The organism is Glutamicibacter sp., from assembly GCF_035257265.1.
Taxonomy (GTDB): Bacteria; Actinomycetota; Actinomycetes; order Actinomycetales; family Micrococcaceae; genus Glutamicibacter.
In genome coordinates, this window is the sequence record NZ_DATEXC010000050.1 from 62,605 (window position 1) to 77,887 (window position 15,283).

A 15,283-nucleotide genomic window follows, 5' to 3' on the forward strand; every position below is an offset into this window, starting at 1 on the left:
CAAGGTGAAACCCCTGGCTGTGCTGACTCCCATGGTTGCAGCGCGAGCCCGATGGGATTCGGACCAACGTCGTAGCCTCGGGAATATTCCTCACTGCGTGGGTGGCTCCTGCCGGCGCTGCGCAGGAAACCTTCCGGTGTGGACCGGTGTTGGCTCGTGAACCCATGTGACAATTGAACTAAACGAATGTGATCGCGGTAACGTCATCTGACGGCCGGGTTAGATCGCGCTCAACGAGGAGACACATTCTTGAGATTTGCACAATTACGATATCTGGAAGCAGCGCTGCGGACAGGCTCATTCCGCCAAGCGGCGAAGGAGCTGGATATCTCCCAGCCCACGATCACCAACCAGGTCCAGCGGCTCGAAGAGGACTTGGGCGTCATTCTCGTAACCCGCGGGGCCAAGGGCGTTCGTCCGACGTATGCGGCTGAAAGAATTCTGCCTCACGTGGAAGCCGCTGTGTTGGCCGAGCGTATGCTGCGCGAGGAAGCTAGTGCTATCGGCGGACTTAAATTAGGTACCGTCCGGCTGGGCACGGTGCCCTCGGGTTCTCAGACGATCCTGCCACGCACCGTCAAACGCCTGCTGACAGAATTTCCCAACGTGCGTTTCGACGTAGATGAGGGACCTTCGAAATTAGTGGTTCAAGGAGTGCTGGCAGGAAATCTTGATGTGGGGCTCGTGACCCGGCTTCCCGGCATTGAACTGACCGCCGGGGAAGACGCGCTGTTGCATCACATAGATCTGCTATCCGGCAGGTTGGTGCTGGCGGTGCACGAAGATCATCCGTTGGCGCTCAAAGACGATTTTAATCCTCAGGATCTGGAAGGCCAACCATTGATCTTCCCGGCCGAATCAAGCATCCTCCGTGTGGCTTTTGAGCGCTTGCTCGAGGGCGTCGAAGCCAAGATCGTCTACACCACACCTAATGCCGAGGCAACGCGGGCCATGACACGCGCCGGGGTGGGCGTCTCGATTGCCAATACCTTGCTCGACTCCACGCAGAGCGGTGGCGGGATCTCCTTGATACCGCTGCCTTACCCCTGGGCTTCGGCGAAGCTGTCCGCGGTAGTGCGCAAGGATGAGTCCCGTTCTTCGGCGGTGCAGGCGTTTCTGCGTTTGCTGCGCGAGACGGCAAAGTCAGCAGATTTTTAACTCTTCTGGCGGCGCCTTTGGCGCGTTGCCAGCTGGCATCTGCGGACAGCCCGGTACCTGCTCGGGGTATCTCCCGGGCTGTCCCTGCCCTCGGCTGGGTACCGCCGCGGGCTGCCCGCCACCCGAAGCGTCCCCCGGAGGGAAGCTGCTAAAAGGTACTTGACTTGTAAATCTATGATTTGCACCGGCGGCGAAAAGGGTGTCGATAGCGCAGTCATATCACCGTGCCAGCGTATTTCGGCTTCACACGCTAGCGAACCCCAGAGAGACTTGGAACACACTTAGCGCACGAATCGGCGCTCAGCTCCAATGTCCAGTGAGGTAGTTAGTTGTCAGTCGAAACAGCAAAGACGAGTAACGCACGCAGCGTCGAGGAGTTCATCGCCCAGGCGAAGACCCGGGAATCCGCGATGTTCACCGAAGCCGAGGGCAAATCTGTGCTCGACGCCTTCGGAATTGACACTCCGCGGGGCATAGAAATTTCACTCGGTCAGCAAGCACCGGCGAACCTGCGTGAACCGTTGGTGGTGAAGGCGATCTGCCCGACCCTGGTTCACAAGTCCGACGCCGGCGGCGTCCGCGTGGGAGTAGCGCACAGTGAAATCGATGCGGTCGGCGCCGCCATGAGCCAGTCGCTCGCGGCTCACGGCCACGAGCTTGCCGGGCTGCTCGTTGAGGAGATGATTCCCGCCGGCCACGAAATAATCGTCGGTGCGGTTCGTGTTCCAGATTTGGGCTGGAGCGTGATGGTCGGCTTGGGCGGCGTCATGGTTGAGGTCTTCGAAGATGTTGCCTTTGGCCTGGCCCCGCTGAGCGAATCCCAAATCCACGGCATGCTCAGTGAACTGCGCGGGATGAAAATCCTCAACGGCGCCCGTGGTGGCGTCAAGGCAGATGTCAACGCCTTGGTTGAACTTATTTCGCGGCTGTCCGGGCCCACCGGGTTGCTGGCCACGCTGCCAGCCGAGGTACGCGAAATCGATCTGAACCCGGTCATCGTCTCGGAGAACCGAGCGGTCGCCGTCGACGCCAGGTTTGTGGTGGGGGAGGCCGAGCAGGCCCCGGCGCGTTCCGGTGCAGTGGATGCCGCGGCTCCCACCGATTTTTCCGCGCTGTTCGCCCCCCGGCGCGTTGCCGTCGTCGGGGCCAGCAGCAAGCGCCCCAATATGGCAAACCGGTTCATCCGCAATATGACGGCCAACGGGTTCACCGGCACCATCATCCCGGTCAACCCCGGCGCGGACACCATCGAGGGTCTGCCCGCCATCGCCTCCTTGGCCGAACTCGGCGAACCGGTCGACTATGCCTACGTGGCCATGCCCGGAACACGGGTTGCCCAGGCTTTGTCCGCCGGGGCAGGCAAGGTGCGTTTCGCCCAGGTGATCTCCTCAGGTTATGGCGAGGTCGCCGAGGGCAAGGAGCTGGAAGCCGAGCTGGTGGACACCGTGCGCACGGCGGGAATCCGGCTGATCGGACCGAATTGCCTGGGCACCCACGCGTCCGCCGGCCGTCTCTCATTTCTTCCCGAAGCGCCGCTCACCCCCGGGAGCACCGCGGTGGTCTCCCAGTCCGGCGGGTTAAGCGTGGACATCTTGCGGGTGGGAGCGATGCGCGGCATTGATTTCCATTCGGTGGTCAGCATCGGCAACAGTGCCGACGTCAACGCCGCAGAACTTGTCGCCTCCCACCTTGAGAATGATCAGGTTCAGGTGATCGGCCTCTACCTCGAATCGATTGCAGTGGCCCGCGAGGTGATGGAGGTGCTCAACGCCGCCACACACCGCAAGCCGGTGGTACTGCTGGCCGGCGGACGCACCGCCGAAGGTTCGCGGGCCGCCACCAGCCATACCGGTGCGCTGGCGGGCAACCACCGGCTCTGGCCGGCTATCGCCCGCCAGGGGGGAATCACCCTGGTGGATTCGCTCACCGACTTCTCCACCGCCTTGCATGCGCTATCCACCTTGGACATGTCGGTCAAGCTCACCGGATCCGAGGCCGTGCTGTTCGGTAACGGCGGCGGGGCCTCGGTGCTGGGCGCAGACGCACTGGACCGCCAGGGGGTGCGCACCTCCGCGCTTCCAGAAGAAGTTATTGACCAGCTTGAATCCATGGATTTACCGCCGGGCAATGGCTTCCACAACCCGATCGACGTGCCGGCCGGAACACTGGCAGTCAAAAATGGCCAGGTTGCCGCGGACATCCTCGGTGCGGTCCTGGCCGGCAGCAATCCGTCGCTGCTCATAACCCACCTGAACGTGGGAATTATCCAACGCAACCTCGGGGCCACCCATGGGGACGTGAGCGGAAACATCATCGAGTCCATTGCCGCCGCCCGCGATGCAGCGAACGGGCAAACCCACCAGCTGCTGGTGCTCAAAAGCGACGGCAGCACACAAACCGAAGAGCTCATCGACGGTTATGCGCATCGTGCCCGCACCGCCGGCATCCCGGTTTTCCCCACCTTTGAAGACGCAGCCCTTGCTGCGCGAGCAGTACTTGAACAAAGCCGATAAAAGCCTTCGGCCCCGCGAAGCACCACGAAGGATCAAAAACATGACACAGCAAGCAACTAAGCCCGAGGAAGAAAATCTCACTCGCGAGCAGGAGCATGAAAACCGCCGGCTGGCCGCCTTGGCCATGGGCGGAAGCAGGAAGCTCGAAGCCCGGCGGGCCAAGGGCGAACTCAACGCCCGCGAACGCATCGCCTTGCTTCTGGACCCGGGCACCTTCCGCGAATCAGGGTTGTTTGTCACCTCCTCGGTCCCCGGGGACCGGGACAAGACGCCCGCCGATGGAAAGATCACCGGCAGCGGAGAGATTGATAACCGCCGCGCCAGCGTCATAGCCTATGACTTCACCGTCAAGGGGTCCTCCTCGTCGCCCACCAGCAACAAGAAGATGTCCCATTTTAAGGAATTGGTAGTCAAAACCGGTCAGCCGTTGATTTACCTGTCCGAATCCACCGGGGTGCGCATGCCGGATGCGATGGGCGGCTCCGGCATGGGCAGCGCCAACGGGAAGACCCGTTTCCTGCGCCAGCGTGAAAGCCCATGGGTTTCGGCCGCTTTTGGCTACTGCTTTGGTTCGGCTGCCTGGCACACCATGGCCTCGGACTTCGCGGTCTTCCGCAAGGGGGCGGTGCTCGCGGTCTCCAGCCCCAACCTGGTTGCGCGCGCCACCGGGCAAGAGGTTGACCCGCAAGAGCTCGGTGGCTGGAAAATGCACTCGGAAGTCACCGGATTTGCCGACGCGGTGGCCTCCAGCGATGAAGAAGCCGTCGAGCTGATCCGCCGCTTCCTGTCCTACCTGCCCTCGCACAATGGGGAAACCGCGCCGCTGGCGCCGGTCCCCACCGGTTCGGGGGACCGCGCGGATGAGATCCGCGGCATCGTTCCCGAAGAACGCACCAAAACCTATGATGTGCGCAAGGTGATCGAACTGGTCGTTGATACCGGCTCGATGTTCCCGATCAAGGCCCGCTACGGCAAATCCCTGGTGACCACCTTGGCCCGCATCGGCGGGCAATCGGTGGGCATCATCGCGAACAACCCGCAGTTCAAGGGCGGCGCGCTGGACGGGGCGGCCTGCGACAAGGCAACGAGCTTCCTGGTGATGTGCGATTCGTACAACATCCCGATCATCCACCTGGTGGATCAGCCAGGTTTCCTCATCGGTTTGGAAGCCGAACGCAGCAAGGTAGCGGGCAAGATCATTAATTGGATGAATGCCCTGTCACTGGTGACAGTTCCGAAGATCGCGGTGACCATGCGCAAGAATTACGGCCAGGCGCTGATCAACATGGGTGGCGGCGGCACCGCAGATTCCACCGCAGGCTGGTGGTCTTCGGAAGTCAGCTTCATGGATCCGACCTCCGCAGTTTCGGTGGTTCACGGCATCGACAAGGAAAGCGATCCCGAACTCTACGAGCTGCGCCTGGCGGAAATGAACAAGGGCACCACTGCCTATGACACCGCCCAGGTCTTCGGATTCGAGCAGGTCATCGATCCTGCCGAGACCCGCGACTACATCCTCGGTGCGCTGAACGACCATTACCGTGCCCGGAGCAACGGTGTCGGAGAGCACCTGCTGCGCACCTGGCCAACGAGTTTCTAAGGAGCAGAACCATGAGTGCTTTTCCCGAAAGTTTGCTGATTGCCAATCGCGGCGAAATCGCCCGGCGCATCATCCGCACCGCCAACCAGCTTGGCGTCCGCACCATCGCCCTTTACCACAAGGTTGACGCATCCCTTCCCTACGTGGCCGAGGCCAGCGAAGCGGTCGAGCTGACCGGTGAGATTCCGGTCCAGGCGTACCTGGATGCTGAACAGATCGTGAAGATCGCCCAGACAACCGGCGCGGCCTCGGTGCACCCAGGTTACGGTTTCCTAGCCGAAAACGCAGGATTTGCCCGGGCCGTGGCCAAAGCCGGGCTGACCTGGGTCGGGCCCTCAGCCGAAATCATCGAGGTGATGGGTGACAAGGTTGAATCCCGGCGTGCGGTGGCCAAGGCCGGAGTGCCGATCAGCGGGGATGCGGGAGCCGCCTTGGAAACCGGTGACGAGGCGGTGGCCGAAGCCGAACGTGTCGGCTACCCGGTCATGGTCAAGGCCTCCGCCGGCGGTGGCGGGATCGGCATGGCCGTAGCCCACACCCCGGAGGAGCTGCGGGTGGCCTTCGAAAACACAAAATCGATGGCCGGCCGCAGCTTCGGCTCGGACCGTGTTTTTGTTGAACGCTTTGTCGCCTCGGCCCGCCACGTGGAAATTCAGGTCCTCGGCCTGGACGACGGAACCATCATCGCTTTCGGCGAACGTGACTGCTCCACGCAGCGCCGGCACCAGAAATTGATTGAGGAATCCCCGGCACCGCACCTGAACCCAGCGGTTCGTGAACAGCTGCGTGAAGCCGCGATCGCGGCAGCCGGATCGGTGGGCTACCGTAACGCGGGAACCGTGGAATTCCTGCTGGACACCGTCAGCGGTGACTTTGTGTTCCTTGAAATGAATACCCGTATTCAGGTGGAGCACCCGATCACCGAGATGACCCACGGTGTTGATCTGATCGAGCAGCAGCTGAGCATTGCCGCAACGGGCCGCCCTACCAGCGGCTTTGCCCCGCAGCAGCAGGGCCACGCATTTGAATTGCGGATCTGCGCGGAAGACCCGAAAAAATTCTTCCCACGACCCGGCCCCATCGAGGGATGGAACGAGCCAACGGGTCCGGGCATCCGCGTGGATTCCGGATATCAGGCAGACACCGAGGTCACCCAGCACTTCGACTCACTGGTAGCCAAGGTCTGTGCATGGGGGGAGAACCGTGAGGAAGCCCTGGCGCGTGTCCGGCAAGCCCTGGAGAACTTTGCCATCCAAGGATTGGTGACCAACCAGCCCTTCCTGAAATCCATCTTGGAAACCGAAGAATTCATTGCCGGGAACTACGATACCGGGCTGGTTGAAACAATCCAGCAGCGTCTCAAAGCCCAAGCAAAACTCGAAAAACTCGCACAAAGGAGCGCCTGATCATGGCAGAGACAATCAATTCAGACATGGGTGCAAACGTCTGGAAGATTTTGGTCAAAGAAGGGGAGCAGGTCGAAGAGGACCAGGTGTTCTTGATCCTCGAAGCCATGAAGATGGAGATTCCCGTGATGGCAGAGGAAGCCGGTACCGTGCTGCGCGTCCATGTGGCCGAAGGTGATGTGGTGGCCAGCGGGCAAGCACTGCTCGACTTCGAGGAGGAGTAAGCCATGGCTCTTCCAAGCACGCTGAAAGCCTGGTCGGTCACCGAGCTGGGCGAACCCGCATCGGTCCTTGAACTGCGTGATGTCGACGCGCCGACACCCGGTGCCGGCCAAATCGCGGTCCGTGTCCTTGCCTCGGCCGCAAATTTTCCCGACGTGCTCATGTGCCGCGGCATTTACCAGGTGAAGCCAGAGCTACCCTTTACCCCTGGGCGGGAAGTCTGTGCCGAGGTGGTGGCCATCGGCCCCGAGGTGACTCGCGCCGCGGTGGGTGATCGGGTCCTGGGTTTGACTACCTTGCCCTATGGAGGGTTCGCCCAGTATGCGCTGATGGATCAGTCCAAGGTGCATCAGGCTCCTTCCTCCTTGGACAACGCCCAAGCCTCCTGCCTCTTTATCGGCTACCAGACCGGATGGTTTGCCTTGCACCGGCTGGCACGCATCGCACCGGGAGAGACCCTGCTGGTCCATGCAGCTGCCGGAGGTGTGGGCTCCGCCGCCATCCAATTAGGCAAAGCAGCCGGTGCCAGGGTCATCGGTGTGGTCGGCGGTCAAGCCAAGGCAGAATATGCGCGGACGCTCGGTGCCGACCTGGTGATCGACCGCCGGAGCGAAGACTTTGTGCAGATTGTGAAGGAGGCCACCGGGGGCCGCGGCGCGGACGTCATTTATGACCCGGTAGGCGGAGAAACCTATGAGCGGTCCACCAAATGCATTGCCTTCGAAGGACGGATTATCGTGGTCGGATTTGCCGGCGGCGAAATCCAGAGCGCGAAACTCAACCATGCACTGGTGAAGAATTACTCGATTATGGGGATCCACTGGGGCCTGTATAACGACCGTAAACCAGAGCTGGTGGATCAATGCCATGCCGAATTGCTCAAGTTGGCGGATGCGGGTCTGATCAGCCCATTCGTTTCTGAACGTTTCACCCTGGACGGAGTTCCCCAGGCCTTGCAACGGCTGGCTGATGGACAGACAGTGGGCCGGGTAGTCATGGAGTCCGCCTAAAGCTCAATGCACGTATTCACCGCAGGCATCACATTACAGGAGTAGAAATGTTTGACTCAGGAAACCCAAGGCCGGCTGCAGGCGGGCTGCAGATGCTCAACGGCGCGGTATCTCGCCGCTCGTTATTGAAATTTGTCGGGCTTGGAGCTGCGGCTGTGGGCTCGGCGTCATTGCTGACCGCGTGCGGTGGGTCCGCAGGTGGTGACCTGACAAAGTTTGGTGTGGCAGCGTTCCCCGGTGACTCATTCTTCATCGACACGGCGAACCTGGCCAACAAGGATTATGCCAACCACGGACTTGATGTTCCAAAGCATCTGACCCCGCAAAGTGGTGTGCAGTCCTACCAGCTGCTGGTGGCAGGGGCCATTGATGGATTGGCATCCGATACCGGCCTGCTGATGGCAACACATGCCAATAGCTCCGAAGGTAAACGACCGGTACTCATCGGTTTCCGCACCCCCGAGACCTCCTATGGAATTGTCGCCGGCGAAGGATTCTCGGCTCCGCCGGCTTCGGCAAGCTTCGAGGAAAAAATGGCCTCGCTGAAAGGCAAGAAGGTCGGGGTGACAAGTGTTGGTTCCGGTAGCGACCTGCAACTGAAACTTGCGTTGGAATTAGCCGCTATGAAGTACTCGGATGTCACCGCGCTGGCGGTGGGAACGACGGCAAACGCCATCCCGAATCTGAAGCAGAAGCGCGTGGATGCCTATGTGACGGTGCAGTGGACCTCCACGCGCTATGTTGCCAAGGAATCAGGAGGTTCGGTGCTGCTGGACTTCGCCGAACAAGACGTCCCAGGGAAGTTGCGTGAACAAGCCGTACTGGCGGTTGCGGTGCGCGAAGAGATGGCGCAGCAGCAGCCGGAACTGGTTAAGCAGTGGCTGGAATGCCAGTGGGATGCCCATCAGTGGATCCTGAACAAACCACATGAGGCCGCGGCATTGCTGAATAAGAGTTCCCTGGCGAATTCAGCCCCGGATATCGCCCGCGATTATATTGAGCACTACGCCCAGTCCATCGCCCCGAACCTCCAGGAGCTATTCAAGGCCAAGAAGGAGACCGTGGCCCAGATGGCAGCGGTTGCGCAGAGTTTCGGAAGCATCAAGAAGGGGCAGATCAGCTATGAGACGCTCGTTCCCGAATTTGCGAGGGCGTGAGCGTGATGGGTGAAAATTCAACAACTATTCTCTCACCGACCGGACTGGATCTGGAGAAACTGCGCCGTTGGCTGGATACCGAGTGTCCGGGTTTGGTCACGGGCCCGCTCAGTGCCTCGCTGATCCAAGGAGGACGGTCAAATCTGACCTATGACCTCAGCGATGGCGTGAATAACTGGATTATCCGCCGTCCGCCGCTGGGCGAAATCATGGCTACCGCTCATGATATGCGCCGCGAATACACGATCGCGGCGGCCCTGGAGTCCACGGACGTTCCGGTGGCCAGGATGATCGCCTACTGCAGTGAAAAGGACGTGGTGGGCGCGGAATACTACGTGATGGAACGCGTGGCCGGCGTGCCTTACCGCTATGCCGCGGAGATCAGCACGCTGGGTGCTCAACGCACCGCGGATATCGGTACCGAACTGATTCGCACCTTGGCGAAGCTGCACCGTGTCGACCCTGGCGCGGTGGGACTGGAAAACTTCGGCCGGCCCGAAGGATTCCTTTCCCGCCAGGTCAGCAGGTGGAAGAAGCAACTGGATGCTTCCTTCACCCGGGAGCTTCCCGGAGCCGAGGAGCTGTACAGCAAACTGGTGCAGCTGGTTCCCGCCGAATCAGCCACAGGCATTGTGCATGGTGATTTCCGCCTGGACAACGTGTTGATGGGGCCAGATGATCTGCCGGCGGCGGTCATTGACTGGGAAATGGCTACCTTGGGGGACCCATTGCTGGATCTGGCCTTGATGCTCACCTACCAGCGCCGGGCACGCATCATCTCAACCTGGGATTCTGCCGCCCCGGACAAAAAGGATGTCACCTTGGCCGATGGCTACCCTTCGGAAGAAGAGATCATGGCCATCTACGAACGGGAGAGCGGCCGGTCACTGGACGGGTTCGGCTTCCATCTGGGGCTGGCCTGCTTCAAATTGGCAGGCATCGCCGAAGGCGTGCGTTACCGGCACCTGAACGGGCAAATGGTCGGCGAAGGATTTGAAGATAGCGGAAACACCGTGCCATTGCTACTGGAGCTTGGTCTTGAATCATTGAAGGAGTACAAGTAATGGAATTCGCACATGACCAGCGCACCGAAGCGCTGATGGTGGAGCTCACCGACTTTATGGAATCCCACGTGTACCCCGCAGAACTTGGGTACGCCGAAGAGCTAGCTGGCATGGAAAATACCCATGCGTTCACGGATTCTCCCACGATGAAGCGGCTACAGGCCGAAGCCAGACGCCGCGGCCTGTGGAACCTCTTCCTGCCGGGAGAAGAGGGAGCCGGGCTTACTAACTTGCAGTATGCGCCATTGGCCGAAATTACAGGCCGCAGCAAGTTCTTGGCGCCTGCGGCGTTGAACTGTTCCGCTCCGGATACCGGAAATATGGAACTGCTTTCAATGTTCGGCACCGAACAGCAGAAGAACCAGTGGCTTGGCCCCCTGCTGGAAGGTGAAATCCGTTCGGCTTTTGCGATGACCGAACCGGATGTGGCCTCTTCGGATGCCACGAACGTGGAGACGCGTATTGAACGCGACGGCGACGACTACGTTATCAACGGGCGCAAGTGGTTTATTTCTGGTGCGATGAACCCCAATTGCAAGTTGTTCATCGTCATGGGAAAAACCGATCCGTCCGCTCACCGCCACCGCCAGCAGAGCCAGATCCTGGTTCCGCGCGACACCCCTGGGGTGACCGTGGTGCGTGCCATGGAAGTTCTGGGCTACAGCGATAACCACTCAGGTGGGCATGCGGAGGTGCTTTTCGACAACGTCCGCGTTCCGGTGGGCAACCTCATCGGCGGCGAGGGCGAAGGGTTCGCGATCGCCCAGGCCCGTCTGGGCCCTGGCCGTATACACCACTGCATGCGGGCCATCGGCATGGCCGAACGCGCCATCGATATGATGTGCGAGCGGGCCGATGCACGAGTCGCCTTTGGCAAGCAGCTCAGCGAACAGGGGGTGATCCGTGACTGGATTGCCGAGTCCCGGGTCCGCATTGAACAGCTGCGTCTGATGGTGCTCAAGACCGCATGGTTGATGGACACCGTGGGAAATAAGGGTGCTCATACCGAAATCCAGGCGATCAAGATCGCCACACCAGCAGCGGTGGAGTGGATCATCGATAAGGCGATCCAGGTCCATGGGGCCGGCGGGCTGTCCCAGGACTTCATCCTTGCCGAATCCGCGGCTTACGTGCGTACCCTGCGCTTCGCCGACGGGCCTGATGAGGTGCACAAGAACGCCTTGGCTCGAAATGAGCTCAAGGCCCAGCGGGCACGTCGCGAAGCTTTGACGCAACGCAGTGCGCAGCCGGTGAGCTAAGCTCTTTTCGGCTGAAAGATCCTCCGCCAGCTTGCTGGCGGAGGATCTTTCGCACGCCACGCACTTTCAGGACTCCGTGCATGGCCTCAAATGAGCGGCGCGATACCTGGTTCCCGAAGGGGTGCAAGAGTGATCTATCGCGACGATAGGTCGTGTGATGTTGCTTACAGCTATTCAAAAGGAGCAAGCTCTAGTCATGCCTACTAATGTTGCCTCGAACCAGACCGATGAATCGGCGGCCGCCCAGCCCAATCGAAGCCGCCCTGGCGTTCGGTCGCTACGCGTGGCCCGCAAGGAATTGCTCGCCGAAGGCGTGGTTCGCTTGCGTCTCGAAGATCCTCACGGGGCGCGTGTTCCGGACTGGGGCCCCGGCGCACACATCGAGTTGGTGCTGCCGGTATCAGAGGGGGAATCGCTCTCCCGGCACTACTCGCTGTGCGGGGACCGCTGGGAGCCGAATGCCTACGAAGTAGCGGTGCTCAACGAACCTAATTCCCGTGGAGGTTCACGCTACATCCATGAGGTGCTCGCCGAAGGGGATCTGATTACCGTTGGCACCCCACGTAATAATTTTCTACTTTCCCAAGCCGAACGGTTTGAGTTCATTGCCGGAGGAATTGGGATCACGCCAATCATGGCAATGATTGCCGCAGCTGAAAAATTGGGGATCGACTGGCATTTGCATTACGGCGGACGTAACCGTGATTCCATGGCCTTCCTTGAAGAGCTTGAAGCCTTTGCAGACAAAGTCACCATTTGGCCGCAGGATGAAATGGGCCACCTGAACTTGAGCTTCTTGGAAACCATGCCGCAGGGCGGGCGGGTGTACTGCTGCGGACCGGAGCCGCTGCTCAACGCGGTCAAGGGCGCCGCTGCGAACTGGCCGGACTGGGCGGTACGGTTTGAACGTTTCGTGGCCGCAACCTTGGAAGCCCCGGTGCGCACCGAGCCATTTGAACTTGAGCTTGAGGTGTCCAGGAAAACGGTCACAGTGAAGCCGGATGAGACGGTGCTCGCCGCCCTTTCGGATGCTGGCATTCCGGTGCTTGCCTCGTGCATGGAAGGGGTCTGCGGAACCTGTGAGGTGGGCGTGCTGCGCGGCACGCCAGAACACCGGGACTCGTTGCTCAACGACGGCGAACGGGCAAAAAACGACCGAATGTTTGTCTGCGTTTCGCGTGCGGTCTCCGACCGTCTCGTATTGGATCTTTAAGGTAAGGGAAAACCATGTCGACTATTTCAAATTGCCCGGCGCACCACACCAGCGCTCCGAAACTTGAGGACGATCCGTTCTCCTTTGAGAACCTTGAAGATCCGTTGCCTTTCCAGCAGCGGCTGCGTGAAGCCGGCCCCGTCGCCTACCTGCCGCAATACGGGGTGTACGCCATTGGACGCTTTGCGGAACTCACGAGCACGCTGGAGAACTGGCAGGAAATGATTTCCGGCTCCGGTGTGGGCATGCACGAACCTTGGCGCGCCCGCGGCCTGCTGCAGATGGATCCGCCAGAACATGATGCCCCGCGCGAGGTGCTGCAAGAGATACTCTCCTCGCGAGCCTTGCGGGCGCTGCGCGAATCCTGCCTGGAGCGTGCGGATTCGGTGATTTCTCCGCTGCTCGAAGGCGTAGCCGGCGGGGGCCAGGTGGAACTTGACGCGTACCATGATATTGCCTCGGTGATGCCGGTGAACTTCTTCCCTGATGCCTCGGGCATTTCCGAAGAAGGGCGCGAAAACCTGGTTCCCTATGCGGACCATATCTTCAACGCGGGAGGACCGCGCAACGAGTTGTATAAAAAAGGCGAGTGCCGGGCCGAAGAACTGGGCCAGTGGGCTAATGATAAATGCCAACGTGATGCGTTGAAGCCCGAGGGGTTCGGGGCAGATATCTGGGCCGCCGCCGACCGCGGGGATATCACCCACGAATTCGCTCCATTGCTGACCCGTTCCCTGCTCAGTGCGGGAGTGGACACCACGGTGTATGGAATTACCGGATTGCTTTATGCACTAGCTACCAACCCCGACCAGTGGGCTGCCTTGAAAGAGAATCCGGGCTTGGCCCGCGTTGCCTTTGATGAGTCGCTGCGTTGGATTGCCCCGGTGCAGTACCTGTTCCGCAAGGCGGGGACCGATGTGCGTATCGGCTCCCATGTGATTCCCGAGGGAACCCGCGTGCTGCTCAGCTACGGGGCAGCGAACCGGGATCCGCGCCGCTGGGAGAACCCGGACAAATTTGATCTGAGCCGTGATCCGTCAGGGCACCTGGCCTTCGGCATGGGAATCCACCAATGCGTGGGCCAGCACGCAGCGCGCCTTCAGGCAGCCTGCCTGCTGGAGAAGTTGATAGAACGCGTGGAACGCATTGAGCTGTCCGGAGAAGTTGAGTACAACCACAACAACGCCTTGCGCGGGTGGGGTGCGGTGCCGCTGCGTTTGACCCTTAGCTAAAGAGTTCTGCCACCGAAGCGTTCCTCGCTGGATTTTCCAGTGAGGAACGCTTCGGTGCTGCCGGGGCCGGTAACCAGCTGGCACACGGCAAAGCCGGTCGGCTCATCTCCACACGGGAATGAGCCGACCGGCCAGGTTTCGTGAAAGTACTTTGGTGGTCCGTTAACGCGCGACCTCGAAGAGGCCGGCAGCGCCCATTCCGCCACCGACACACATTGAAATCACCACGAACTGCTCATCACGTCGTTGGCCTTCCAAAAGCGCACTGCCCAACGCGCGCGAACCGGTCATTCCGTAGGGATGGCCCAGGGCAATGGCTCCGCCATTCACATTCATTTTCTCCGGATCGATGCCAAGGAAGTCCCTGCAATAGACCGCCTGCGCGCCGAATGCCTCATTGAGTTCCCAAATTCCGATATCTTCGATTCTCAGGCCGTGCAGACGCAGCAATTTGGGGATTGCGGTGACCGGACCGATACCCATTTCATCTGGTTCGCAGCCGGTCACCGTCATGCCCTTGTAAAAACCCAGCGGGGTTAAACCTAATGACGCGGCATATCCGCTGTCCATCAGAACCTGAGCCGAAGCGCCGTCGGAGAGTTGCGAGGCGTTGCCCGCGGTCACCGTGGGCTGCGCGGTGAACTCGCCGGGTTTTAGCACCGTGCGAAGTCCGGCTAATGATTCTTCAGTCGTTCCCGGACGTATTCCCTCATCATGGCTCAGCAGCTGCACGAACTCGCTGACTTCACCGGTTTCCTTGTTGGTTTTCAGCGTGGTGACCTGGATCGGAGCGATCTCTTGAGCGAATATTCCGTGCTCTTGCGCATGGAGCGCACGCTGCTGGGAGGCCGCCCCCATCTGGTCTTGGCGTTCGCGGCTGACCCCGTAGCGTTCAGCGACGAGCTCTGCAGTGCGGAGCATCGGCAGGTAGGTCCCCGGACGGTGCTTTTCAATCCACGGATCCTGGCGCCGGTAGTTGTTCAGATGTTCGTTCTGAACCAGTGAAATGGACTCCACCCCGCCGCCGATGACTACTTGCATGCCATCAACGAGGATTTGCTTAGCCGCGGTGGCCACTGCCATAAGTCCAGAGGAGCACTGCCGGTCCATGCTCTGTCCCGGCACGCTGGTAGGCAGCCCGGCGCGCAACGCACCCTGCCGGCCAATATTTGATCCGGTAGTGCCTTGCTGCACGGCGCACCCGAGGATTACGTCTTCCACCGTCTCCGGGGCTATGCCAGCTCGCTCAATTGCCGCGGAAATGGCATGGCCAGCCAGCTCTTGTGCAGAGGTGTTGTTGAAGGCACCGCGATAGGCCTTTCCTATCGGGGTGCGAGCTGTCGAAACAATCGCTGCTTGACGCATACTGATTCCTTTGGCTGGGGAAAGAAGTGAAAATGTTGAGTTTGCTCGTCTTGTAATCTTCCGCGAGCCCTTGTGTATCAGCTT

Annotated in this window: 12 protein-coding genes; 11 read left to right on the forward strand and 1 reads right to left on the reverse strand. The window is 60.4% G+C overall.

All coding sequences use genetic code 11. The features are described 5' to 3' along the window. Positions 1 to 249: 249 nt before the first annotated feature. The 11 genes from VJ369_RS13275 (at position 250) to VJ369_RS13325 (ending at position 13,834) form a co-directional block, all read left to right on the forward strand. A complete protein-coding gene (locus VJ369_RS13275) occupies positions 250 to 1,158 on the forward strand; it encodes a LysR family transcriptional regulator (RefSeq protein ID WP_324092546.1) in 909 nt (302 codons plus the stop codon). Between the two features lie 329 nt (positions 1,159 to 1,487). Then, positions 1,488 to 3,671, forward strand: coding sequence for an acetate--CoA ligase family protein (locus VJ369_RS13280; RefSeq protein WP_324092547.1), 2,184 nt, complete (start codon positions 1,488 to 1,490; stop codon positions 3,669 to 3,671). Positions 3,672 to 3,711: 40 nt separating this feature from the next. After that, a complete protein-coding gene (locus tag VJ369_RS13285; protein WP_324092548.1) occupies positions 3,712 to 5,271 on the forward strand; it encodes an acyl-CoA carboxylase subunit beta in 1,560 nt (519 codons plus the stop codon). An 11-nt stretch (positions 5,272 to 5,282) separates the two neighbouring features. Beyond that, a complete protein-coding gene (locus VJ369_RS13290) occupies positions 5,283 to 6,677 on the forward strand; it encodes an acetyl-CoA carboxylase biotin carboxylase subunit (RefSeq protein WP_324092549.1) in 1,395 nt (464 codons plus the stop codon). A gap of 2 nt (positions 6,678 to 6,679) precedes the next feature. Then, positions 6,680 to 6,901 (forward strand): biotin/lipoyl-binding carrier protein, encoded by a 222-nt coding sequence (locus VJ369_RS13295; protein WP_324092550.1) that lies wholly within the window; start codon positions 6,680 to 6,682, stop codon positions 6,899 to 6,901. Between the two features lie 3 nt (positions 6,902 to 6,904). Continuing rightward, positions 6,905 to 7,909, forward strand: a complete 1,005-nt coding sequence (locus tag VJ369_RS13300; protein ID WP_324092551.1) for an NADPH:quinone oxidoreductase family protein — start codon at positions 6,905 to 6,907, stop codon at positions 7,907 to 7,909. A 47-nt stretch (positions 7,910 to 7,956) separates the two neighbouring features. Next, the gene (locus VJ369_RS13305; RefSeq protein ID WP_324092552.1) at positions 7,957 to 9,066 is read left to right on the forward strand and encodes an ABC transporter substrate-binding protein; all 1,110 of its coding nucleotides are present in this window, start codon (positions 7,957 to 7,959) and stop codon (positions 9,064 to 9,066) included. A 5-nt stretch (positions 9,067 to 9,071) separates the two neighbouring features. Next, complete coding sequence (locus VJ369_RS13310) at positions 9,072 to 10,130, forward strand: phosphotransferase family protein (RefSeq protein ID WP_324092553.1); 1,059 nt, start codon at positions 9,072 to 9,074, stop codon at positions 10,128 to 10,130. Next, positions 10,130 to 11,389, forward strand: a complete 1,260-nt coding sequence (locus tag VJ369_RS13315; RefSeq protein ID WP_324092554.1) for an acyl-CoA dehydrogenase family protein — start codon at positions 10,130 to 10,132, stop codon at positions 11,387 to 11,389. Before VJ369_RS13310 ends, VJ369_RS13315 begins: the two co-directional genes overlap by 1 nt. A gap of 196 nt (positions 11,390 to 11,585) precedes the next feature. Continuing rightward, entirely contained in the window at positions 11,586 to 12,602 is a 1,017-nt protein-coding gene (locus VJ369_RS13320; protein ID WP_324092555.1) for a PDR/VanB family oxidoreductase, read from the forward strand. A gap of 14 nt (positions 12,603 to 12,616) precedes the next feature. Further along, complete coding sequence (locus VJ369_RS13325; protein WP_324092556.1) at positions 12,617 to 13,834, forward strand: cytochrome P450; 1,218 nt, start codon at positions 12,617 to 12,619, stop codon at positions 13,832 to 13,834. A 162-nt stretch (positions 13,835 to 13,996) separates the two neighbouring features. Here the strand turns inward: VJ369_RS13325 and VJ369_RS13330 are convergent, their stop codons facing one another. Continuing rightward, positions 13,997 to 15,199, reverse strand: a complete 1,203-nt coding sequence (locus VJ369_RS13330; RefSeq protein WP_324092557.1) for an acetyl-CoA C-acyltransferase — start codon at positions 15,197 to 15,199, stop codon at positions 13,997 to 13,999. Between the last annotated feature and the right edge of the window lie 84 nt (positions 15,200 to 15,283).